Origin of the sequence: Lacinutrix iliipiscaria (assembly GCF_042686125.1) — a bacterium.
GTDB classification, from domain to species: Bacteria; Bacteroidota; Bacteroidia; order Flavobacteriales; family Flavobacteriaceae; genus Oceanihabitans; species Oceanihabitans iliipiscarium.
The window spans coordinates 496853-520168 of record NZ_JBHUOV010000001.1 but is presented as its reverse complement, the minus strand read 5'-3'; the positions used below and the strand labels follow the sequence as shown (position 1 = coordinate 520168).

The 23316-nt window shown below is 32.4% G+C and carries 25 protein-coding genes; 18 read left to right on the top strand and 7 right to left on the bottom strand.

The window, feature by feature from the left end; genetic code table 11:
* The 16 genes from porW to ACFS5M_RS02215 all read left to right on the top strand — a co-directional run.
* On the top strand, window positions 1-1113 hold a 1113-nt coding region (gene porW / locus ACFS5M_RS02290), incomplete at its 5' end, for a type IX secretion system periplasmic lipoprotein PorW/SprE (RefSeq protein ID WP_379897747.1).
* Between the two features lie 17 nt (window positions 1114-1130).
* The gene (locus tag ACFS5M_RS02285) at window positions 1131-1559 is read left to right on the top strand and encodes a bactofilin family protein (protein ID WP_183485221.1); all 429 of its coding nucleotides are present in this window, start codon (window positions 1131-1133) and stop codon (window positions 1557-1559) included.
* Window positions 1510-1752 (top strand): AtpZ/AtpI family protein, encoded by a 243-nt coding sequence (locus tag ACFS5M_RS02280; RefSeq protein ID WP_379897745.1) that lies wholly within the window; start codon window positions 1510-1512, stop codon window positions 1750-1752. Before ACFS5M_RS02285 ends, ACFS5M_RS02280 begins: the two co-directional genes overlap by 50 nt.
* Window positions 1753-2280: 528 nt before the next feature.
* The gene (gene atpB, locus ACFS5M_RS02275; protein ID WP_183485212.1) at window positions 2281-3366 is read left to right on the top strand and encodes a F0F1 ATP synthase subunit A; all 1086 of its coding nucleotides are present in this window, start codon (window positions 2281-2283) and stop codon (window positions 3364-3366) included.
* A 20-nt stretch (window positions 3367-3386) separates the two neighbouring features.
* Window positions 3387-3596, top strand: a complete 210-nt coding sequence (gene atpE / locus ACFS5M_RS02270) for an ATP synthase F0 subunit C (protein WP_183485209.1) — start codon at window positions 3387-3389, stop codon at window positions 3594-3596.
* A gap of 80 nt (window positions 3597-3676) precedes the next feature.
* The gene (locus ACFS5M_RS02265; RefSeq protein WP_183485206.1) at window positions 3677-4171 is read left to right on the top strand and encodes a F0F1 ATP synthase subunit B; all 495 of its coding nucleotides are present in this window, start codon (window positions 3677-3679) and stop codon (window positions 4169-4171) included.
* 6 nt (window positions 4172-4177) lie between these two features.
* Window positions 4178-4714 (top strand): ATP synthase F1 subunit delta, encoded by a 537-nt coding sequence (gene atpH, locus ACFS5M_RS02260; RefSeq protein WP_183485203.1) that lies wholly within the window; start codon window positions 4178-4180, stop codon window positions 4712-4714.
* Window positions 4715-4752: 38 nt separating this feature from the next.
* Window positions 4753-6333 (top strand): F0F1 ATP synthase subunit alpha, encoded by a 1581-nt coding sequence (gene atpA / locus ACFS5M_RS02255; RefSeq protein ID WP_183485200.1) that lies wholly within the window; start codon window positions 4753-4755, stop codon window positions 6331-6333.
* A 49-nt stretch (window positions 6334-6382) separates the two neighbouring features.
* The gene (gene atpG / locus ACFS5M_RS02250) at window positions 6383-7243 is read left to right on the top strand and encodes an ATP synthase F1 subunit gamma (RefSeq protein ID WP_183485197.1); all 861 of its coding nucleotides are present in this window, start codon (window positions 6383-6385) and stop codon (window positions 7241-7243) included.
* 112 nt (window positions 7244-7355) lie between these two features.
* Entirely contained in the window at window positions 7356-8822 is a 1467-nt protein-coding gene (locus ACFS5M_RS02245; RefSeq protein WP_183485194.1) for an oligosaccharide flippase family protein, read from the top strand.
* 117 nt (window positions 8823-8939) lie between these two features.
* Window positions 8940-9695 carry a DUF6090 family protein gene (locus ACFS5M_RS02240; protein ID WP_183485191.1) on the top strand — a complete coding sequence of 252 codons (756 nt, stop codon included), beginning with the start codon at window positions 8940-8942 and terminating at the stop codon, window positions 9693-9695.
* Between the two features lie 7 nt (window positions 9696-9702).
* Window positions 9703-10137, top strand: coding sequence for a dUTP diphosphatase (gene dut, locus ACFS5M_RS02235; RefSeq protein ID WP_183485188.1), 435 nt, complete (start codon window positions 9703-9705; stop codon window positions 10135-10137).
* A gap of 75 nt (window positions 10138-10212) precedes the next feature.
* The gene (locus ACFS5M_RS02230) at window positions 10213-11232 is read left to right on the top strand and encodes a sugar phosphate nucleotidyltransferase (RefSeq protein WP_183485185.1); all 1020 of its coding nucleotides are present in this window, start codon (window positions 10213-10215) and stop codon (window positions 11230-11232) included.
* 18 nt (window positions 11233-11250) lie between these two features.
* Window positions 11251-12612: a tetratricopeptide repeat protein gene (locus tag ACFS5M_RS02225; RefSeq protein WP_183485182.1), complete on the top strand. Its 1362-nt coding sequence runs from the start codon at window positions 11251-11253 to the stop codon at window positions 12610-12612.
* Window positions 12613-12654: 42 nt separating this feature from the next.
* Complete coding sequence (locus tag ACFS5M_RS02220; RefSeq protein ID WP_379897738.1) at window positions 12655-13383, top strand: DUF4292 domain-containing protein; 729 nt, start codon at window positions 12655-12657, stop codon at window positions 13381-13383.
* Entirely contained in the window at window positions 13383-14609 is a 1227-nt protein-coding gene (locus ACFS5M_RS02215) for a murein hydrolase activator EnvC family protein (protein ID WP_183485176.1), read from the top strand. The genes ACFS5M_RS02220 and ACFS5M_RS02215 overlap by 1 nt, the downstream gene beginning before the upstream one ends.
* A gap of 33 nt (window positions 14610-14642) precedes the next feature.
* Here ACFS5M_RS02215 and ACFS5M_RS02210 read toward each other — a convergent pair whose 3' ends face one another.
* Both ACFS5M_RS02210 and ACFS5M_RS02205 read right to left on the bottom strand, forming a co-directional pair.
* On the bottom strand, window positions 14643-15158 hold the full coding sequence (locus ACFS5M_RS02210; protein ID WP_183485173.1) for an acyl-CoA thioesterase: 516 nt from the start codon (window positions 15156-15158) through the stop codon (window positions 14643-14645).
* A 101-nt stretch (window positions 15159-15259) separates the two neighbouring features.
* Complete coding sequence (locus ACFS5M_RS02205) at window positions 15260-16207, bottom strand: HU-CCDC81 and SPOR domain-containing protein (protein WP_183485170.1); 948 nt, start codon at window positions 16205-16207, stop codon at window positions 15260-15262.
* A gap of 103 nt (window positions 16208-16310) precedes the next feature.
* On the opposite strand from ACFS5M_RS02205, the gene dprA reads away from it, so the two are divergent.
* On the top strand, window positions 16311-17414 hold the full coding sequence (gene dprA, locus ACFS5M_RS02200; RefSeq protein ID WP_183485167.1) for a DNA-processing protein DprA: 1104 nt from the start codon (window positions 16311-16313) through the stop codon (window positions 17412-17414).
* On the opposite strand, the gene trpS is transcribed toward dprA, so the two are convergent.
* Entirely contained in the window at window positions 17411-18379 is a 969-nt protein-coding gene (gene trpS, locus ACFS5M_RS02195) for a tryptophan--tRNA ligase (protein ID WP_183485163.1), read from the bottom strand. The two genes, dprA and trpS, sit on opposite strands and share 4 nt — an antisense overlap.
* A gap of 103 nt (window positions 18380-18482) precedes the next feature.
* Here trpS and ACFS5M_RS02190 point away from each other — a divergent pair, with 103 nt between their 5' ends.
* A complete protein-coding gene (locus ACFS5M_RS02190; protein ID WP_183485160.1) occupies window positions 18483-19220 on the top strand; it encodes a lysophospholipid acyltransferase family protein in 738 nt (245 codons plus the stop codon).
* A 92-nt stretch (window positions 19221-19312) separates the two neighbouring features.
* On the opposite strand, the gene ACFS5M_RS02185 is transcribed toward ACFS5M_RS02190, so the two are convergent.
* The 4 genes from ACFS5M_RS02185 to recA all read right to left on the bottom strand — a co-directional run bounded on the left by ACFS5M_RS02185 (window position 19313) and on the right by recA (window position 23288).
* Window positions 19313-21205, bottom strand: a complete 1893-nt coding sequence (locus ACFS5M_RS02185; protein ID WP_183485157.1) for a hypothetical protein — start codon at window positions 21203-21205, stop codon at window positions 19313-19315.
* Window positions 21206-21748, bottom strand: coding sequence for an RNA polymerase sigma factor (locus ACFS5M_RS02180; protein WP_183487201.1), 543 nt, complete (start codon window positions 21746-21748; stop codon window positions 21206-21208).
* Between the two features lie 23 nt (window positions 21749-21771).
* Window positions 21772-22179, bottom strand: a complete 408-nt coding sequence (locus tag ACFS5M_RS02175) for a hypothetical protein (protein ID WP_183485154.1) — start codon at window positions 22177-22179, stop codon at window positions 21772-21774.
* 101 nt (window positions 22180-22280) lie between these two features.
* Entirely contained in the window at window positions 22281-23288 is a 1008-nt protein-coding gene (gene recA, locus ACFS5M_RS02170) for a recombinase RecA (protein WP_183485151.1), read from the bottom strand.
* Window positions 23289-23316 lie beyond the last annotated feature (28 nt).

Sequence of the window (23316 nt, the reverse complement as noted above, 5' to 3'; positions counted from 1 at the left end):
CAAACTACAGTTTCTTATGGTAAAAACGAGTTTAGAAAAATTTGGGGAAATCGTAAATCTGAAGACAATTGGAGGTGGTCTGGTAGCACTACACCAACAAGACAATTAGAAGCTATAGATCCTGAATTAGAAGCAGCATCTGATGAAGAACTATACAACCCAGAATTTTATATTAATTTAATTCCTTCAGATCAAAAAGTTATAGACAGCATAGGAAATAGTAGAAACTACGCATACTATCAATTAGGATTAATTTATAAAGAAAAATTTAATGAATACGAGCTTGCAAAAAGTAAACTGCAGCAGCTTTTAAATAGTAATCCTGAAGAAAAATTAATACTTCCAACAAAGTATAATTTATATAAAATATATGAATTGTTAGGAGAAGAAAATGAAGCTAGTATTGCAAAAAATGAAATCATAACAAATTACCCAGACTCTAGATATGCGAAAATTTTAAGCAATCCTGATGCTGCAAACGCTCAAGACCAAAATAGCCCAGAAAGCATATATGAAAGCCTATATGCTCAATTTGAGAATCAAGAATACGACAAAGTGCTTTCTAAAATAGATAATTATATTTTAGCATTTGAGGGCGAAGAAATGTTGCCTAAATTTGAGTTGTTAAAAGCAACAACAATTGGCAGGTTTTATGGTTTTGATGCCTACAGCAATGCTATTAACTATGTAGCACTTACATACGCCAACAAACCTGAAGGACAGCAGGCTCAAAATATTGTTACTAATGTTTTGCCAAAAATTGCCATTAAAGAGTTTGCATCAGATAGTTTAAATGGAAACTATAAAGTGGTATACAAGTTTAACAAGAACAACTCACAGGAAATAACAGATTTTGTAAAAACGTTAGATGAAGTGGTTGCTAATGTTGCACATTACAAACTAAAGACCTCAATAGACGTGTATAATCCAGAAACAACTTTTGTTGTGGTACATGGATTAAAAAGTATAGATGGCGCAAACGGATTTGCTTATATACTAAGAGATGAAGATAGATTAAAAATCACAAAACCTTCTGTAGCTATTTCATCTAAAAATTATAAAATCATTCAAATTCATAAGAATTTTAATGAGTATGAACTTGATCATCAATAATAGTAAAAATAAAAGCTATGTTTTCAGATAATAGAAAAGACAGACAGGTTTACGAAGGCTCCTCTAGCCAAAATATTGTAGCTAGTGGCACTAAAATAGTTGGAGATTTAACTTGTGAAGGCGATCTTAGAATAGATGGAACGGTTGAAGGTAACTTAAAAACACCAGGAAAGGTTGTCGTAGGTAAATCAGGAATCATTAAAGGAACCTTAAATGGTACAGACGCTTATTTTGAAGGTAAATTTGCAGGAAAATTAGCGCTATCAGGAACACTTACTTTAAAGTCTTCTGCTCATATCGAAGGCGAAGTAGTTTTAGGTAAGCTGGAAGTAGAACCTGGCGCTACATTTAATGTAACCTGTGTAATGAAAGGCTCTGTTAAACAATTTAATCAAGGTGAAACACCAAAGCCAAAACCAAGACCAGAACAAGGGCAATCAGCTTAATAATTACGCCAAATATTCAAGTATAGCGATACAAATGTTTGCAATTATTGGCATAGGTACTTATGCTGGAGTTAAACTTGATGAAAAATTCCCTAATAAACACAACCTCTATACAGTCGTTCTTTCATTAACTTCTGTTATTCTAGCTGTAGTTTTTGTAATAAGACGTATAATTGCAAACTCTAAAGAATAACAAATGTCACCATCATTTAAATCGAGGCAGATTTCATTTTTATTTCAGAATATTGTTTTTACAATAATTCTATATGGAGTGCACTCCTATTTATTGTCTTATTTTGCTACGGAAACGCTATTTTTCTTTCCATTATGGCAAGTATATCTGTTTCATTTAATTATAACTACCATTTTATATACTATTATTAATTACAAATTTTCAAAAACGCATAAAGATATTTTTGTAACATTTATGGCTATTACTTTAGTTAAGATGTTATTGGCAATTGTGTTTTTACTGCCTTTATTACTGTCTGACTTTGTAAATAAGCAGCCAGATGTGTTTAATTTTTTCATCCCTTACTTTTTATATTTGTTTTTTGAGGTGTATTCGATAACAAAATTTCTTCAAAAGCAGTAATCTTTCTTTGTAATATCTGCAATATCTGTCGCTAAAAAATAATCATTAAATTATTGTTTGACTTTTAATAATATGTACGTACATTTGCACGGAATTTAAAGCAAGGTATTTTAAAGCGATAAATCAATGATATTAAACACCTTTAAGAGCACGATATTATCTGTATTGTTTTTGGCAACAACATTTGTTGGTTTTGCGTCAGAAAGTTCAGACCCTTCACAAGAGAAAGAATTCAACGCTAAGGATATGATTATGCATCACGTAAAAGATGCCCATGAGTTTCATATTATTGATATTAATGACAAACCTGTTTCTATTCCTTTGCCAATTATATTGTGGACCGATAATGGTTTGGTAACATTTATGTCTAGTGAGTTCCACCATGATGATACAGGTCATACAATTGTTGAAAAAAATGGCGCTAAGTTTGTTAAATTTCACGAAAAAATATACCAATTAAATTCAGGAGCAAGTGCTGTTGAGTTTGATGCTGAACACCATCCTACTAATGCGTCAAAACCTTTAGATTTTTCTATAACTCGTAACGTTTTTATGATGTGGGTTTCTGTTGCAGTTTTGTTATTAATATTTATATCAGCAGCAAGGCGCTATAGAAAATCTGAAGACAATGTTCCAACAGGAATAGCAGGTTTTGTTGAGCCATTAGTTGTTTTTGTTAGAGATGAAATTGCAAAACCTATGATTGGTGAAAGCAAGTATAAAAAATATATGCCATATTTATTAACCATATTTTTCTTTATATGGATTAATAACATCTTTGGTTTGATTCCAATTTTAAATGGGGCAAACTTAAGTGGTAATATCGCTTTTACATTTACTTTGGCCTTTTTCACATTTTTAATTACCTCATTTAGTGGTAATTCAAATTATTGGAAACACGTATTCTGGATGCCTGGAGTTCCTGTGCCAATGAAAATATTTTTAATGCCAATTGAAATCATTGGATTATTTACAAAGCCTATTTCGTTAATGATTCGTCTCTTTGCTAATATTACAGCAGGACATATTATCATTTTAGCGTTAATGTCTTTAATTTTTATATTTAAAACCGTTGCAGTAGCACCTGTTTCAGTAGCATTCTCATTATTCATTGGGATTATTGAAATTGTGGTTACAGCAATTCAAGCATATATATTTACAGTATTGTCTGCCTTGTATTTTGGCATGGCAACTGAAGAAGAGCATCATTAATTAATTTAAATTTTATAACTATGACTATTACTGGAATTGCAGCTATTGGAGCTGGTTTAGCAGCTATTGGAGCTGGTGTTGGTATTGGTAAAATTGGTGGATCTGCTATGGAAGCTATGGCACGTCAACCAGAAATGCACGGAAAGATTCAATCTTCTGCATTAATTTTAGCAGCCTTCGTTGAAGCCGTAGCGTTATTTGGAATTGTAGTTGCATTACTACAAGGATAATAAACCTAAAAGAAAATACAGAAGTGACGGTTGGTTACTTCTGTATTTTTAAAATTTAAGTTATTTAAAACAAAAAAGAAATGGATTTAATTACACCTGGTTTTGGATTGGTTTTTTGGACAGCAATTACATTTTTATGTTTGCTTTTCATATTAAGAAAATTCGCATGGAAGCCTATACTTGGAGCAGTAAGCGATAGAGAAGATGGTATTGTAAAAGCATTAGCTTCTGCAGAAAATGCTCGTAAAGAGATGGAAAATCTTACTGCAGATAATGAGCGTATTTTAAAAGAAGCTCGCGCAGAACGAGAAACTATGCTTAAAGAAGCTCGTGAAATCAAAGATAAAATGATTTCTGATGCAAAAGAGGAGGCTCAAGTTCAGGCTAATAAAATGATTGAACAAGCTCAAGATGCAATAGTTAATGAGAAAAAAGCAGCAATGGCAGAACTTAAAAGTCATGTTGCAGGTTTAGCGGTTGATATTGCAGAAAAAGTAGTACGTGAAGAATTATCTAACAAAGACAAACAATTACAGTTAGTAGAGTCTATGTTAAGTGAAGCAACATTAAACTAAATATTCATGGCAGAATCAAGAGCAGCAATACGGTACGCAAAAGCAATTTTAAGCTTAGCTAGCGATCAAAACTTAGCAAATGTTGTTAATGATGACATGACGTTAATAGCAACTACAATTGCAGATAACAAAAACTTAAGCGATATGCTTGAGAGCCCTGTCGTTAATACTGCAATTAAAAAGTCTGCGCTATTAGAAATATTTAAAAACACAAATACTTTAAGCGTAAACTTAATCGATACGTTAATCACTAATAAACGTGTTAATTTATTAGGACAAGTTGCTCAAAAGTATAATCAATTATATGATCAGTTAAACGGAATTCAAGTCGCAAAAGTTACTACAGCAGTTCCTTTAACAGATGAATTAAAATCAAAAGTTTTAGCTAAAGTAAAAGCACTTACTGGAAAAGAAGCAAATATTGAAAGCATTATAGACGAATCTATTTTAGGTGGATTTATCTTGCGTGTTGGAGATATTCAATATAATGCTAGTATAGCAAATAAGCTAAACAAATTAAAAAGAGAGTTTACATTAAATTAAGTATAGATAGTTAATATCTATCATTTAAATAAATAGAAATGGCAGAAGTAAAACCAGCTGAAGTTTCAGCAATCTTAAAACAACAACTTTCAGGCTTTGAAGCAAGCGCTTCATTAGACGAAGTAGGAACAGTATTAACTGTAGGTGATGGTATCGTACGTGCTTACGGATTAGCAAATGCTCAATACGGAGAATTAGTAGAATTCGACGGAGGATTAGAAGGTATTGTACTTAATCTTGAAGAAGATAACGTAGGTATTGTATTGTTAGGAGCTTCAAAAGGAGTTAAAGAAGGATCTACAGTAAAACGTACAGGACGTATTGCTTCTATTAAAGTAGGAGAGGGTATTGTTGGTCGTGTTGTCGATACTTTAGGGAACCCAATTGATGGTAAAGGTCCAATTCAAGGCGAAACTTTCGAAATGCCTCTAGAGCGTAAAGCGCCTGGTGTAATTTATCGTGAGCCAGTAACTGAACCATTACAAACAGGTATTAAGTCTATTGACGCCATGATCCCTGTTGGACGTGGTCAACGTGAGTTAGTTATTGGAGACAGACAGACTGGTAAAACAGCGGTTTGTATTGATACCATCTTAAATCAAAAAGAATTTTACGATGCAGGAGAACCTGTTTATTGTATATATGTTGCTGTTGGTCAAAAGGCCTCAACAGTAGCCTTAATTGCTAAAACTTTAGAGGAAAAAGGAGCTTTAGCTTATACTACTATAGTAGCAGCAAATGCATCAGACCCTGCAGCAATGCAGGTTTATGCACCTTTTACTGGAGCATCTATTGGAGAATATTTTAGAGATACTGGTCGTCCAGCACTTATTGTTTTTGATGATTTATCAAAACAAGCGGTTGCTTATCGTGAGGTATCATTATTATTACGTCGTCCTCCAGGACGTGAGGCGTATCCTGGTGATGTATTCTATCTTCACTCAAGATTATTAGAGCGTTCGGCAAAAATAATCGATAATGATGCGATTGCTAAAGAGATGAATGACCTTCCAGATGCTTTAAAACCTATCGTAAAAGGAGGAGGCTCTTTAACGGCATTACCAATTATTGAAACTCAAGCAGGTGACGTATCTGCCTATATTCCAACCAATGTAATTTCAATTACTGACGGACAGATTTTCTTAGATGGTGATTTATTTAACTCTGGTGTGCGTCCAGCAATTAACGTAGGTATTTCTGTATCTCGTGTTGGAGGTAATGCTCAGATTAAATCTATGAAAAAAGTATCAGGTACTTTAAAATTAGACCAGGCACAATTCCGTGAACTGGAAGCATTTGCGAAGTTTGGTTCTGATTTAGATGCTGTTACTTTAAATGTAATTGAAAAAGGAAAACGTAATGTTGAAATTTTAAAGCAAGCACAAAATGATCCTTTTACTGTTGAAGATCAAATTGCAATTATTTATGCAGGATCTAAAAACTTATTAAGAGATGTGCCTGTTGAAAAGGTAAAAGAATTTGAGCGTGATTTTATTGAGTTTTTAAAAGCGAAGCATGCAGATGTGCTTAGTACTTTAAAAGCAGGTAAATTAACTGATGAGGTTACAGATACATTAACCACTGTAGCGAAAGATATATCAGGAAAATATAGAGCTTAATAAACTTTAATGTCATCCTAAACAACGTTTAGGATCTCAAAAAGAACATATGGCAAATTTAAAAGAAATACGTAACAGAATATCATCAGTATCTTCAACTATGCAGATAACTAGTGCCATGAAAATGGTATCAGCTGCAAAGTTAAAGAAGGCTCAAGATGCTATTACTGCTATGCGTCCTTATGCAGATAAATTGACTGAGCTTTTACAAAGCTTAAGTGCAACATTAGATGCTGATTCTGGAAGTAAATTTGCAACACAACGAGATGTAAATAAGGTTTTAATAGTGGCTATTACATCAAACAGAGGCTTGTGTGGCGCATTTAATTCTAACATCATAAAAGAAGTCAACAGATTAGCAAACGACGTTTATACGAACCAAGAAGTATCTTATGTTGCTATTGGGAAAAAAGCAAATGATGCTTTAGCTAAACACGGAACAGTTATCGCTAATAAAAGTGATGTTTTCGAAGATTTAACCTTTGAAAATGTTTCTCAAATTGCTGAAATGCTGATGGATAAATTTGTAACAGGCGAATTTGATAAAATTGAAATCGTTTACAACAAATTTAAAAACGCAGCCACTCAAATTGTAATGGTTGAACAATTTTTACCAATTGTTCCAGTTGAAGGAGAAGCAAATAATAATGCAGATTATCTTTTTGAACCTTCTAAAATTGAAATCGTTGAACAACTCATTCCGAAGTCTTTAAAGACACAATTATTTAAAGGGATTAGAGATTCTTTTGCAAGTGAACACGGTGCTCGTATGACTGCAATGCATAAAGCAACAGATAATGCAACAGAATTAAGAGATCAGCTTAAATTAACATATAATAAAGCACGTCAAGCAGCCATTACTAACGAAATCTTAGAAATTGTTGGTGGTGCTGAAGCTTTAAACAATTAATTCTTTTTGCGAAGACAGTAATTGTTTTTATATAAATTATAAACCTAACTTTAACGAGTTAGGTTTTTTTGTTATAAAAACCTTATTTTTAGCTTTATAAACAAACAACTTTTTGAGCGCTTTAAAAACACTTTTTAAACAAACTTTTATTTACGGACTAGCCACTGTGCTTCCTCGAATGTTAAGTTTTATTTTAGTGCCACTATATACAGACCCTTCTGTTCTTTCAAGAGCAGAATATGGCCGCGTTTCATTTATATTTGCCTATTTCGTATTGTTTAATGTAGTGCTGGCCTATGGTATGGAAACTGCATTTTTCAGGTTTTTTAATAAAGAAAAAGATCAAGAAAAAGTAGTCAGTACATCCGCAGTTTCTTTAATAATTAGTTCAGTAGTATTTTTAGGAATTGCCTTTTTATTAAGGACTCAAATCTCTGAATTAATAGGAATCGACTTACAGTATTTAAATCTAGTTTTCGGAATATTATTACTAGATGCTCTCGTTATTATTCCTTTTGCATGGTTACGTGCAACAGAACGACCTATGCGATATGCTGTCCTTAAGATTTTGAATGTAGCTATTAATTTAGGCTTAAATGTGTTCTTATTGTTGTATTTAAAGGATTTGATTAGCGGGAATTCATTTTTTGAATCTATTTACAAACCAGAATTTGAGATTAACTATATCTTTATTTCTAACCTCATTGCAAGCGGGTTTACATTATTACTTCTCCTTCCATTTTATACCAAAATCAAATATAACTTTGATGCGACTTTATGGAAAAGAATGCTGCGATATGCATTCCCAGTACTCATTGCAGGTATTGCGTATTCAGTAAATGAAACGTTTGATCGCATTCTTTTAAATGAATTATTACCTAGTGACGTGGCAGAAGACCAAATAGGAATGTATTCTGCGTGTTATAAACTCGCCTTGTTTATGACCTTGTTTGCTACAGCCTATCGCTTAGGTATTGAACCTTATTTTTTCAGTCATTCGAGCACTAACAATCCGCAAAAAAACTATGCCAAGATTTTGAATTTCTTTGTTGCTTTTGGATCTGTTATTCTATTAACAGTCGTTGTTTTTGCAGATTTTATAAAACCATATATCATTAGAAGTGAAGCTTATTATGAAGCCATGTGGATTGTACCACTTATACTTTTAGCGAATTTTTGTTTAGGTATTTATCACAACCTTTCGGTTTGGTATAAAATCACAGATCGCACGAAATATGGCGCGTATATTTCGGTATTTGGAGCAGTGACAACTTTAGTATTAAATTACATACTAATTCCTAAAATAGGATACAAAGGCTCAGCAATTGCAACACTTTCGGCCTATGCTTTAATGATGGCTATATCTTTTTATTTGGGAAGAAAATATTACCCAATTCCGTATAACTTAAAAAAAATAGGTCTCTATTTATTTGTATCCATTAGCTTTTCAATGTTAATATTTTATACAGAACTTAGAGAGAATTATGTTGTAGGTATTGGAGCAATAATTGTATTTTTAGGACTAGTTTTTCAATTAGAAAAAATGGAATTAAAACAGATGCTAATCAAAAATAATTAATGATAAAACTCTTCAATAAAATACATTATCGAGACAGAATTTTGCGTTTGCAAAATCAAATATCCAGTGGATATTTGGTTGAGATAGCCGCTTGCGGAAAAACTGTAAATTAAGACCATGATAAAACTCTTCAATAAAATACGTAAACAACTGCTTAATGAAAACAAGACAGGGCGTTATTTTAAATATGCTATTGGAGAAATATTTTTAGTTATGATAGGTATTCTCTTGGCTTTACAGGTCAATAATTGGAATACAAATCGTGAACTAAAGAAAGAGGAGGCTAAAGTTCTCAAAAGTCTTCATCAAGAATTTAGTGAAAATCGTGTCAGATTTAATGACATCTATAAATTGCAACTTTACAGAAAAAAAAGCATTAATGACCTAATGACTAATAATGTAAAGGAGTTGACTTTCGATAGTTTAAGAACTTTAATGGGAGGTGTTACTCAGCAATGGACCTATGATCCTTTTCAAAGTATTTATAAATCAGTTATTAATTCAGGCAAAATAGAATTGATTACAAACGATGTATTGAAGAAAGAATTATCAGAATTTCAAGATTTATTAAATGATTACAAAGAAGAGGAATTAAATGCAAACGGGTTTGCAGCGGCTAATTTATATACTTTTATTATAGATAATCTCAAAATGGACTTTAATTTGATTTTTAATAATTCTGAAATTAATGAAGATGAAAAGACCTTCTATAAAAATGATCTGATTAAATTATTAGAATCTGATAAATTTGAAAACTTATTAATCTATGTGTATAGTTATATGAAAGATATTTTTACCGAAGGCCCAGTTTTAAAAGAAAAAATGGTATCCATAATTAATTTATTAGAAAAAGAAATTGAAAAACATAATTGAAAGAGAAATGAATATTAAAATAATAAACAAGTCCAACCACGATTTACCACATTACGAAACAATAGCTTCAGCAGGAATGGATTTGCGTGCTAGCTTATCAGAATCAAGAATCTTAAAACCTTTAGAACGAAGCATTGTAGGCACAGGATTGTTTATTGAATTACCTGTTGGACTTGAAGCCCAAGTGCGTCCTAGAAGTGGCCTAGCAGCTAAAAAAGGAATTACAGTTCTTAATGCACCAGGAACGATTGATGCAGATTATAGAGGCGAAATAGGTGTGATTTTAGTGAATCTTTCTAATGAAGATTTTATTATCGAGAACGGAGAACGCATTGCACAGTTGGTTATCGCAAAGCATGAACGTGCAGAATGGGAAGAAGTGAAAACGCTTTCAGAAACAGCTCGAGGTGAAGGGGGTTTTGGAAGTACTGGTGTAAAGTGATTAGAAAGTTTGAAAAACACAAGCGTGTAAGCAAAACAAATCAACAACAAAATAAAAACGAATCAACATTAAAATATGAAAATAATAGTACCAATGGCTGGTCGAGGATCACGCCTTCGTCCGCATAGCTTAACAGTGCCTAAACCATTAATACCAGTTGCTGGACAGCCTATTGTACATCGTTTGGTAAAAGATATTGCAAAGGTGTTAAATCAACCTATAGAAGAGATTGCATTTGTACTTGGAGATCCAGCTTGGTTTGGAGATAACGTTGTTTCTAGCTTAAAAGCATTAGCAAAAAGCCTTGGTGCAAAAGCATCTATTTATAGACAAGATCAACCTTTAGGAACTGGTCATGCAATCATGTGCGCTAAGCCTTCACTTACTGGCCCAGCAGTAATCGCTTATGCAGACACATTAATTCGTGCGGATTTTGATTTAGATGCCAAAGCCGATGCTGTTATTTGGACCAAAAAAGTGGAAAATCCTGAGGCTTATGGTGTAGTAAAATTAAATTCAGAAAATAACATCACAGAATTAGTTGAAAAACCTGAAAATTTTGTGAGTGATCAAGCGGTTATAGGTATTTATTATTTTAAAGATGTTGCAGTATTAAAAGAAAAATTACAAGAAGTTCTTGATGAAAACGTTATGAATGGAGGAGAATATCAAATTAATGATGGTATTTTAAGAATGATGGCCGAAGGCAGAATTTTTAAAACGGGAACCGTTGATGAGTGGATGGATTGTGGAAATAAGACAGTTACTTTAGAAACCAACACTAGAATGCTAGGCTTTTTAAAAGCAGATGCTGAAGAACAATTAGTTGCAGATTCACTAGAGTTAATAAACTCAAAAATTATCGAGCCTTGTTATATAGGTGAAAACGTTAAGCTTATTAATTCTACGATTGGCCCAAATGTTTCTGTTGGAAATAATTGTGTTTTTGAAAATACAACCGTTAAAAATAGCCTAATACAGAACCACACCTCTATAAAAAGTGCTAATTTAGATGAAGCAATGATTGGTAATCATGTTAAGTATAATGGCGATTTTACAAAAATTAGCATTGGTGATTATTCTGTTTTGGAATAATTATTGCCTAAAATAATTATGCAAAAACAAATTTTTATATTGATTTTTTTCTTCGGACTGCTCTTCTTTCCGCAGGCTAATTATGCGCAAGTCGATTTTAACAAACGACCTGATGATGATTTAGGTAATGTTGAAGATGAATATCAAGAACTCTTCTTTGAAGCTTTAAAACAAAAAGGAATAGAAAACTACGACAGAGCTATAGAAGCACTGCTTAAATGCCAAAAACTAGACGATTCAGATGCTGCTTTGTTTTTTGAATTAGGGAAAAATTATAACCTCCTTAAAAATTATGATGCTGCAGAAAAAGCCTTAAAAATAGCCATTAATAAAAAACCAGATAATGAATGGTATTTAGATGAGCTTTATGATATTTATGCCAAACAAAATGAATTAGATAAAGCCATTGAAACCGTAAAACAACTTATAAAATATCATCCAGACTATAAAGAAGATTTGGCGACTTTATATGTAAAGACTAAAAAGTATGATGAAGCACTTAAGATTTTAGACCAAATGGATGAGGATTTTGGAACTTCTGAGACAAGGGATCGTGTGCGAAATTTAATCTATAACACTACAGGTCAAAAGAAGGAGCAAATTCAAAATTTAGAGGAACGAATAGACGAGCATCCTGATGATGAAAAAAATTACTTATCACTTATTTTCAGATATAGTGAAAATAACGAAAAAGAAAAGGCTTTTGAAACTGCTAAAAAGTTATTAGAAATTAACCCTAACTCTCAATTAGTGCATTTAGCTTTATATAAATTTTACTTAGATGAAGATAACACCGAAAAAGGTGTTGAGTCTATGCAAATTGTTTTAAATAGTAATGAAATTCAACCCGAAGCTAAACTTATGGTGCTTTCAGATTTTGTGAAATTTGTTGGAGAAAACCCTGAATATGAATCAGATTTAGTTGAAATTACGTCTAAGATTAGTGACGATGAAAACATTGGGACTAATATTGAAATTGCTCAGTATTTTTTAACCAAAGGAGAAAAAGAGAAGGCCTTAGTGTATTATAAAAAGGCTTTAGAAAGTGAGCCAGACAATTTTGGTGTGTTACGAAATGTATTGCTTTTATATATTGATGTAGAAGACTATGAATTAGCAACTCAAGAGAGTTCAGAAGCCATAGATAAATATCCATCTCAACCTCTATTTTACCTTATAAATGGTGTTGCTCAAAATAAATTAAACCTACCAAACAAAGCCATTCTATCTCTAGAAATAGGGTTAGATTATGTTATCGACGACTTAAAAATGGAAAGTGATTTTTATAAGCAGTTAAGTATTTCTCACACCTTATTAAACAATACAACTAAAGCAAAAACGTTTAGTGATAAAGCTAAACAATTAGAACTCACAAATTAAATGCAAATAAAACGCCTCATATATTTTGTTTCCTTTTGTCTTATGTTTTTAGTTGGTTGTAAATCAACTAAAACCCTAACGACTGGAAATAGCAACTTAAATCTTACAGCTAAACAGCTTATAAAAGAGAATGCTAAAAAAACACCAAACTTTAAAACATTAGCTGCTAGAGTTAAAATAGATTATGTTGAAGGTACAAGCTCAAAAAGCACAACGGTAAGTTTTAGAATGCAAAAAGATAAAGCGATTTGGATGAGTAAGTTAGGCTTCATAAAAGCATTAATAACACCAGAGCGTGTGAGTTTTTATAATAAGCTAGACAATACTTATTTTGATGGCGATTATGCTTATTTAAGCGATTTATTAGGCACTGATTTAGATTTCAATAAAGTACAAAACTTATTGCTTGGCGAAGCTTTGTATGATTTAAACAAAAATGATTACGAAGTCCTTACTCAAGGAAATGAATATGTTCTTAAGCCTAAAATACAACCTGAGGCCTTTGAGTTGTTTTATTTACTTAATGCCTCGCATTATAAAATAAATTCTCAGCAATTAGCACAAGCTAAAGAATTGAGAATACTTCAAATAGATTACACAAACTATCAAGAAGTCGATAAACAAATCTTTCCAGAAAACATAAACATTAATGCTGTAGAAGGTTATGATGAAACGAGATTAACAATAGAGTTTAAATCTATAACTTTAAATGAGAATTTAAGCTTTCCGTTTAAAATACCATCAGGATATGATGAAATTGTACTTAAATAATGCGAAATAAATTTACACACATAATCCCTCTTTGTATTGCATTATTTTTATGCACAACCCTTGCGTTTTCACAAAGTAAAAAACAACAAGAATTAGAAGATCGTCGACAAGAATTACGTCGTGAAATACAACAAATTAATAACCTACAGAAAGAAAGTCAATCGAAACAAAAATCACAATTAACATTAATTGAAGATTTAAATTATAAAGTCAGTGTACGACGAAATCTAATAAAGGTCACAAATCAACAAGCCAATTTATTAACTAGAGAGATTAACGATAACCAAGATAAAATTTCAGAATTAAGAGAGGAACTATCTACGCTTAAAGATAATTATGCAAAAATGATAGTGACGTCTTATAAAAGTAAAAGCGAACAAAGTCGTGTAATGTTTCTCTTATCTTCTACCAATTTTAAACAAGCCTATAAGCGCATTAAGTATATTAATCAATACGCCGAATATCAAAAAGAACAAGGCGAATCGATTAAGGCTAAAACGATTGAATTACAGGAAATCAATCAAGCATTATTAAAACAAAAAGAGGACAAACAAAAGCTTATAGATGAAAATAAAATTGCTCAAGCTGAACTTGAAAAGGAGTTAAAACAGCATGAAATTTTAATGCTTGCTATTAGCAAAGATGTGAGCAAATATGCCTCTCAAATTAAAGAACGTCAAGCTGAAGCCAATCGAATTGACCGAGAAATTGAACGTATAATCAAAGAGGCTATAGCAGCTTCTAAGGTAGGCAAAACCACAACGTCTAAATCTACTGGCTATGCCATGACTCCAGAAGACAAAGTCTTAGCTAATAGTTTTGAGACCAGCAAAGGCAAATTACCATGGCCTGTAGAAAAAGGAGTGGTCAAGTTGAAGTATGGTAGACAACCAAGTCCTATAGTTAAAACGATTATGATACAAAGTAATGGTGTACGAATAGCAACTGAAAAAAATGGAAAAGTACGTGCGGTTTTTAATGGTGAAGTGTATAGAATTATTGCTTCTAAAAACGGAAACCCTTCGGTTTTAATTCGTCATGGAAATTACTTTACAGCCTATTCTAACTTAGGGAAAATATATGTCAAAAAAGGAGATAAAGTCACCACTAAACAAGAAATAGGAGAGGTTTTCACAAACCCTTCAAATGGACAAACCATTTTAAGTTTTAGTGTGTTTAAAGACTCCAAAACTCAAAACCCAGCATCTTGGATTTACAAGATGTAAGATGATTCCTTTTGTGACAAAAAAATGAAGTCATTAATCGTTTAAAAACAAAGCCTTTAATTCTGTAGCATCATGAGGTTTCATTTTTCCAGCAAGAACTAAACTGAGTTGTTTACGTCTTAAAGCACCTTCAAAACGTTCTTTTTCTAAGTCGGTTTCAGGATGAATGTCTTCCACTTTAACTGGTCGTCCTGTTTCGTTAACAGCAACAAAAGTGTAGATGGCTTCATTAGCCTTAATGCATTCACCAGATTCACGATCTTCAATCCAAACATCTAAATAAATCTCCATAGAACTTCTAAAAGCGCGAGAAACTTTAGCTTCAATAGTAACCACACTTCCTAAAGGTACAGCATGATTAAATGCGACATGGTTTACAGACGCTGTAACTACTATTCGTCTCGAATGACGTCGAGCTGCAATACTAGCAGCACGATCCATTCTAGCTAGAAGCTCTCCACCAAATAAATTGTTTATAGGATTTGTTTCACTAGGTAAAACTAAATCGGTCATTATAGTTTTTGATTGTTCAGGAGTTTTTAGAGCCATTATAAGATAATTTAATGCGCTGCAAAGGTAAGGTGCTTTTATAGACTAATAAAGAAAAAGTAAATAAAGGTTAAAAAAGAAAGTGCAATTGTAAGACGCTATTAATTTAAGTCTTTAACCAATAACCAAGCAGCTTTATTATGTGTTCTTTTAATGCTTCGTAAAGTTTTCAAAGCATCTAATCGGTCTGTGTGACTTGAATAAACAACTTGGTGTAAACCATACTTATTAGCACCAATTTTTCTTGCATCAAATCCTTGGTCTATAAGTTGCTGTAATTTTTTGTCGCAATTTTCTTCAATTCTGAACGCACCAGCAATAATATGATAATTCCCAATAGGCACTTCCACTTTATCAACAGTAAGTGTTACTGCAGGAAGCGGATTGTCTATTACAAAAGTAGCTTCTTGAATTTTACTCTCCATTTGCGTATTCGCATCCTCTTGAGCTAATTGATTATGCGCTTCAATTTGATTGATATAATAATTAGAAGAGACTAAGCCTCCTAATGTTAAAGCAACTAAAGCAATTGCAGCATATTTTAAGTAAGGTCTGCTTTTTCGTTTTTCTGGTGTTACAGTAATAGGAATAACCTTTTCAATAGCTTGAACCTCTTCTTTATAAACTTCACGAGAAATCGCTGGGGAAACTAATTGCGATAAACCAAAAGCATCTGTTAAATAGTTTAAATGATATGAAGGCGTAAATAACATTTTACCTTCATTATTAAACGATAAGTCGCCAATATTATTAAAAGTAAGTGTTTCACCTTCAGTTAAATAAGACTTAAGAGACTTGACGCGCTTTCTAATTTTTTTTACGGCAACTTCAAAAGGAATCTTTTCTACATCAGCAATATAATGCGCTAATAAACCATCGTTTGTCTGAATTTGTTCATTAAAAGACAATACTTTTTTTGGAGGGTAAAAAGCATTGGTAGATTCGTGTACTTTTGCCGAAATACGTTGCGTTAAAAACGAGCCGAATTCAGGCACAGTCACACATTCATATCTATATAATAAATCGCTTATGTAAGTTTCCAGTTGCATAAAAACAAAGTTAAAAATTTTTCGAAGCAGAAAAAATATCCTTTATATGAGTTATTAACATAATGTTTTTTATTTATTTGTAGTATAGAATAAATTCTACACAATGACAGAAAATGAGTTGCTTTATGTTTTAGCCTTGCAAAATGTAGCTAAAATAGGAGATATTACAGCTAAGAAGTTGATTGCACATTGTGGTTCTGCTGAAGCGGTTTTTAAAGAAAAGAAGCATCATTTAAAAAAAATAGGAGGCATTGGTAGTCTTATACTTCGTGATTTGTTTGAATCACAACATTTAAAGGCTGCTGAAACTGAATTCAAATTCATTAAATCTGAAGCTATTATTTGTCATTATTTTAAAGATGATTCCTATCCAGAAAAATTAAAACATTGCATTGATAGTCCAATTTTGTTATTTCAAAAGGGTGAAATCAATCTAAAGCAACAACACATTATAAGTATTGTAGGCGCAAGAAAAGTGACGACTAATGGTATTGCTTTTTGTGAGAAGCTTGTTGAAGAGCTTGCTATATACAACCCAATTATTGTTTCTGGGTTTGCTTATGGAACAGATATTACAGCGCAGAAATCGGCAATAAAAAACAAACTTCAAACCATTGGTTGTTTAGCACATGGATTGGATCAAGTTTATCCTAAAGCACATAAACGCTATATTGCTGAGGTAGAAAAACATGGCGGTTTTTTTACCGATTTTTGGAGTAGTGCTACATTTGATAGGAATAACTTTTTAAAACGTAACCGAATTATAGCAGGTTTAAGTCAAGCCACTATTGTAATTGAATCTGCAGAAAAAGGTGGAAGTTTAGTTACGGCAGATATTGCGAATTCATACAATAGAGATGTGTTTGCCGTTCCAGGACGTGTCACAGACAGCCAGAGTGTAGGATGCAATAATTTAATAAAACACCAAAAGGCGCACATGTTGTCTCATCCTTTAGATGTGCCTTATATCTTAAACTGGCAATTACAAGATGGTAAAGCACCAATCATACAAAAGCAATTATTTGTAGAGTTAGAAGGCGATGAAAAAGTAATTTATAACTACCTTAAAACACAAGACAAGGCCATGTTAGATGTGGTTGCATTACAATGTAATTTACCAACGTTTAAAGTCGCAAGTTTGCTTTTAAACATGGAATTAAAAGGCGTTATAAGGCCATTGCCAGGGAAAATGTTTGAAGTGGTTTAATATCCAACCTTAGCGCGTACACGTTGTAAAACCGCATCAGCAACTAGAGTTGCTTTTTTAGCACCAATAGCAAGGGCTTTATCTATTTCGTTTAAATTATTCATATAATAGGTATAGCGTTCACGAGGTTCTGCAAATTTCTCAACAATAAGTTCAAACAAAGCTTGCTTCGCATGACCATAACCATAACCTCCATTTTTGTAATTGGCTTTCATGGTTTCTACATCAGCATCAGAAGCCAAGATATTATATAAGGCAAAACAATTACAAGTTTTCCAATCCTTAGGGTCTTCTAAGGCTGTACTATCGGTTTCTATAGACATGATTTGTTTGCGCAATTTTTTATCGTCTAAAAAGATATTGATAAAGTTCTTTCTACTTTTACTCATTTTTGCTCCATCTGTTCCTGGAATCAACATGGTGTCTTTTTTCAGATTAGCTTCAGGAAGTACAAAAGTGTCTCCCATTTTTGCATGAAAACGCGAAGCAACATCACGTGTCATTTCTATGTGTTGTAGCTGGTCTTTTCCAACGGGAATAACATCAGCATCATACAATAAAATATCAGCAGCCATAAGCATAGGATAGGTAAACAAACCAGAATTAACATCGTCTAATCGATCTGCTTTATCTTTAAAACCATGAGCTAACGTCAAACGTTGGTATGGAAAAAAACAAGACAAATACCATGATAACTCTGTAACTTGTGGAATGTCGCTTTGTCTGTAAAACACAGATGTATTGATGTCTAAACCAAAAGCTAACCAAGTTGCAGCTGTAGAATAAGTGTTTTTTCTTAAGGTTTCAGCATCTTTTATTTGTGTTAAAGTATGCAAGTTAGCAATAAAAAAAAACGATTCATTTTTATCGTTTTTAGCCATTTCGATTGCAGGCATTATGGCGCCTAAAATATTCCCTAAATGCGGAGTTCCAGTACTTTGTATTCCTGTTAAAATTCTTGTCATGTTTACTTTCCGCAACAGCGGAAATGGTATTAATGTTAAACTTAAAAACAAAGGTAATTTTTTTAATAGAATAGCTCAATAAATTTATTTAGTTTTGAAAACTATGAAGCTTTTTAAGTCTCTTTTTTGGGTTTTCTATCGTATTTGGTTTTACATTATGGTGGCATTACCAATTCTTGTCCTTTTTCCTGTTCTTGTGATTTCAATTTTAAGAGAAGAATGGTATCCTTTCTTTTTTAAGATTGCACGTTTATGGGCCAAATGTATTTTAATAGGAATGGGTTTTAGATGGATTATTAAGCGTGAGGAAACACCAGAATTAGACAAAAGCTATATGTTTATTGCTAATCACACTTCTATGGCTGATATCATGCTTATGCTAGTTGCTGTTAAAAATCCATTTGTATTTGTTGGTAAAAAAGAATTAGGAAAGATACCTCTGTTTGGCTTTTTCTATAAACGCACATGTATTTTAGTAGATAGAACCAGTGAACGCAGTAGAAAAGCGGTGTTTTTGAGAGCACAAAAACGGCTTAAACAAGGCTTGAGTATTTGTATTTTTCCAGAAGGAATGGTTCCTGGTGAAGATATCATGTTAGCCGATTTTAAAGATGGTGCTTTTCGCTTGGCTATAAATCATCAAATACCAATTGTGCCATTAACTTTTGCAGATAACAAAAAGCGATTTTCATATACCTTCTTTAGTGGAGGTCCAGGAAAGATGAGAGCTAAAATTCATAAGTTTATTCATACTAAAGGGTTGACCATTCAGGATACTAAAGCAATTAACAGCCAATCTAGAACGATTATTCTTAATCAGCTTAAAACCTTTAATACATAAAAAAGCCGCTCTTGGCACAGAGCAGCTTTCTTGTCATCATTGCTTTTCTGAATTTGTATTCGGAATAACAATCAATCTAACCAACTAAAAAACTAAAACTTGTAACTCAACCCAGTATAAATACCAACAATATAAGGCCTGAAATTACCTGAAGTATTTTCATAAGCATTAAACTGATATTTAAAGGTTGGTTGTACATTTAACTTAATCTTATTTGAAAATTTATAATCAAGGCCTAAACCTAAGTTTCCACTAAAACTAACATCATTAATATTATTCGCTTCACCTACATGTGTTTTATAGCCATCAAATTCTGAATAAACTTTATTGTCATTTAAAATGAAAGTACTGAACCCTCCAATAACGTTAACCCCTAATTTGCGATTTACTAAATTATACTCAAGTTCTAGAGGGACTTCATAATAAGCTAAACGCTGACTAATAGCTGCATTTACATTTCCACCAATAACACTACCAAGTTGTTGCGCACCTATATTTGAAGCACTAATGGCTGAAAAAGATTGCCCTGTTGTATTTAAATTTAAATTTCTTGGTTGTGCGCCATTATTGTTATTTCCAACGCTTTCATATAAGATAACATTATCTGTGTCATAACTTAAATCTAATGAGTTAAAACCAGCTCTTAATTTTAATTTTTTACTTAATGCATAACTGACATTAACACCATAGCTCATGTTAATTTCTCCACTTTTAGAGTTTTCTACAAATTCATCATCAATGTGAGAGCCTTTGCCAAGAGTATTATAGTAAACAGGCGCAACGTTTGCATAAACTTGCCACCTGTCTACTTTTTCTTCTTCTTTTTCAATAATATCTTCAACTTTAGCGATTTCTTCTTCAATAGATGGCGACTCTTCTTGAGTTTCATCACTAGCTGTTATTTCTTCTTCTTTATCTTCTGTATTATTTGCTTCTGCAATGACATCTTTTGAAGTGTTTTTTAGAACAGCATCCGCTTTTTCTTTGTCAAATTCAGGCAACGAATTGTCTTGTTTTTCTGTGTTGTTTTGAGCAATTCCCTCAATAGTCGTAGAGGATATTTTACCATCAGAGTTTTTAGGATTTACTTGGTTTTCAATAGTACTTTCAGAAGGGACATTAACACCATATAAATCTCTTTTCTTATTAGAATTATTTGTAGTTGTTATTTTAGAATTCTCATCATATTCAGGTAAAGAACTTGAGGTGTTAAGTTGTTTATCTGAATTATTTTGAGCAAGCCTTTCAGAAGGTGTAGATTTAATTGCGTTAGCACTTGAGTCTTCAAGATTTTTTTGACCTGCAATACGACTTTCTGAAGCGTCATTAATCGTATTCAGATTCTTTCTTATTACATCTTTTGAATTTTTAACTACAATAGGATTATTTGTGTTGACGTGATTTGGTTTCTGACTAGAAGTAGAAGCCACTTTATTAGATTGAGTTACAACAGTAGGGCTTTGTATTTTGTCTTGTAGTGTTTTATTTGACGTTAAATGAGTAGTGTTATAATCTTGAGAAGCCGAATTTTTATTTGATGCAACAACAGAAGTATTATTAAATTCTGAAGTAGAAGTAGTTTTATTGTTTTTCGGATTTAAAGTTTCATGATCTATTTCTGATAGATTAGATTCGGTTAAAGCTTTATTTTCAGTAGAATTAAGAGGGTCTTCTGTTAAAATATTAGCGTTTGAATTTTGAGGATTAGATATTGCTTCTGAATTATTTTCAGGCTTTTCAGTATCTACCACTTTGTGATCTTTAGAATCACTAGTATTCGAAACTATTGCATTTCCAACAGTAAGTAGTATTAGCAACAAGGCTGCAATACCAGCTATGCGTAACCATATAGGGTACACTTTTTTATCTTTATTCGTTGATTCTAGCTCTCCTTTAATGCTCTTCCAAACTTTAGGGCTAGGTGTAGCTTCAAAGTCTTTTAGTTTTTCTTGAAAAACGCGATCGATATGTTTTTTATTACTCATTTATAATGTTTGCGAGTTTAAACTCGTTTTATAATGTTCTATTTTATCTTTTAAAACCTGTCTAGCACGAGCTAGATTAGATTTTGAGGTTCCAGTGGTTATGTTTAACATGCTAGCAATATCTTTATGAGAATAACCATCCAATACATAAAGATTAAAAACTAATCTATATCTGTCTGGTAATTCTTGAATAATTCCTAACAGATAATCAATAGTAATGTCATCATCTTCTATTTCAATAACAACATCTTCAATTAAATCTTCATTTACAATATCAAAAACACCTTTGTTTCTGTAGCACTGCAAAGCAGTATTTATTGTAATTCGTTTGAGCCAACCTTCAAAAGAACCTTTATTATTATATTGTGATATTTTATTAAAAATAGTCACAAACGCATCTTGCAGATTGTCTTCTGCTTCTACGTAATTTCTTGAATACTTTAAGCAAAGCGCAAACAGTTTACTCGAAAAGAGTTGGTATAGTTCACTTTGTGCTTTGGTATCATTATTACTACATTTTTGTATGAGTTGATTTAAACTCACATGATACATGTGTTAATTAAACATTATTCTTCTACAACAGGAATTTCATAAGTCACAAAAAGATCTTCTCCTGTGTCATCTGTTCCTTGCCAAAATTTAAAAATATAGGAACCTAGTTCTGTTGCTCTAAAATTAAATTCTGCTTCTAATTCAGCCGAAATCTCCTCACAATCATTATTTTCAAATACAGTTGTAACAATAGCTACAGTTCTTTCGTTTGAATCTGCAACATAATATATATCATTATAAGCATGACATGTTGAGGGTCTTAAATAGGTTAATTTAATGAGATGTAAGTTACCTAGGATAAACTCTTCAGGTAGAATGGCGCTTTCAACAGGAAGCAGCTCAGTATGTGTATTTATACCGTCATCTCCTAAACTGCAGGAGTACAAGCTTAAAGCGAATAGAATAAATAATATTTTTTTCATTTTTTAATAATTTAAAAACACATGTGTACTTTGTAGATGCAAAAAACACTAAAAGGTTGCGTATAAAAATAAAAAAAACCCGAAATATTTCGGGTTTTAGTTTATGCTTTAGCTTCTTTAAGCGCTTTTTTTATTTTTTCTTCCAGTTCATCTAGCAGTTCTGGATTATCTTTTATAATGGATTTTACAGCATCTCGACCTTGTCCAAGTTTAGTGTCATCATAGCTAAACCATGACCCACTTTTTTTAATAATTTCATACTCGACAGCAATATCTAATATTTCTCCAACTTTAGAAACACCTTCACCATACATAATATCAAACTCAGCAAGTTTAAAAGGAGGAGCGACTTTATTTTTTACTACTTTCACTCTGGTTTTATTCCCTTGTATGCTACCATCTGTATTTTTAATTTGAGTAGAACGGCGAATGTCTAAACGAACAGAGGCGTAAAACTTAAGAGCATTTCCTCCAGTTGTAGTTTCAGGGTTTCCAAACATCACACCAATTTTTTCTCTTAACTGGTTAATAAAAATTACAGTAGAGCCAGTTTTACTAATAGAAGCTGTTAATTTACGTAAAGCCTGAGACATTAAACGTGCATGTAATCCCATTTTAGAATCTCCCATTTCACCTTCAATTTCACTTTTAGGCGTTAAAGCCGCTACAGAATCTATAACAACAATGTCTATGGCTCCAGATCGAATTAAATTATCAGCAATTTCTAGAGCTTGTTCACCATTATCTGGCTGAGAAATGATTAAATTTTCAATATCTACACCTAAATTTTCAGCATAAAATCTGTCAAAAGCATGTTCTGCATCAATAAAAGCAGCAATACCTCCTGCTTTTTGTGCTTCAGCAATAGCGTGTAAAGTTAATGTTGTTTTACCAGAAGATTCTGGACCATATATTTCAATAACACGACCTCTAGGATAACCACCTACGCCTAATGCAATATCTAAGCCTAATGAGCCTGAAGAAATAGCATCTACATCAACAATAGCCTGGTCACTCATTTTCATTACTGTTCCTTTTCCATATGCCTTATCTAATTTATCTAATGTTAATTTAAGGGCTTTTAATTTCGCTTCTTTTTCGTTGCTCATTTGTATAAATTTATTCGTGTAAGAGATG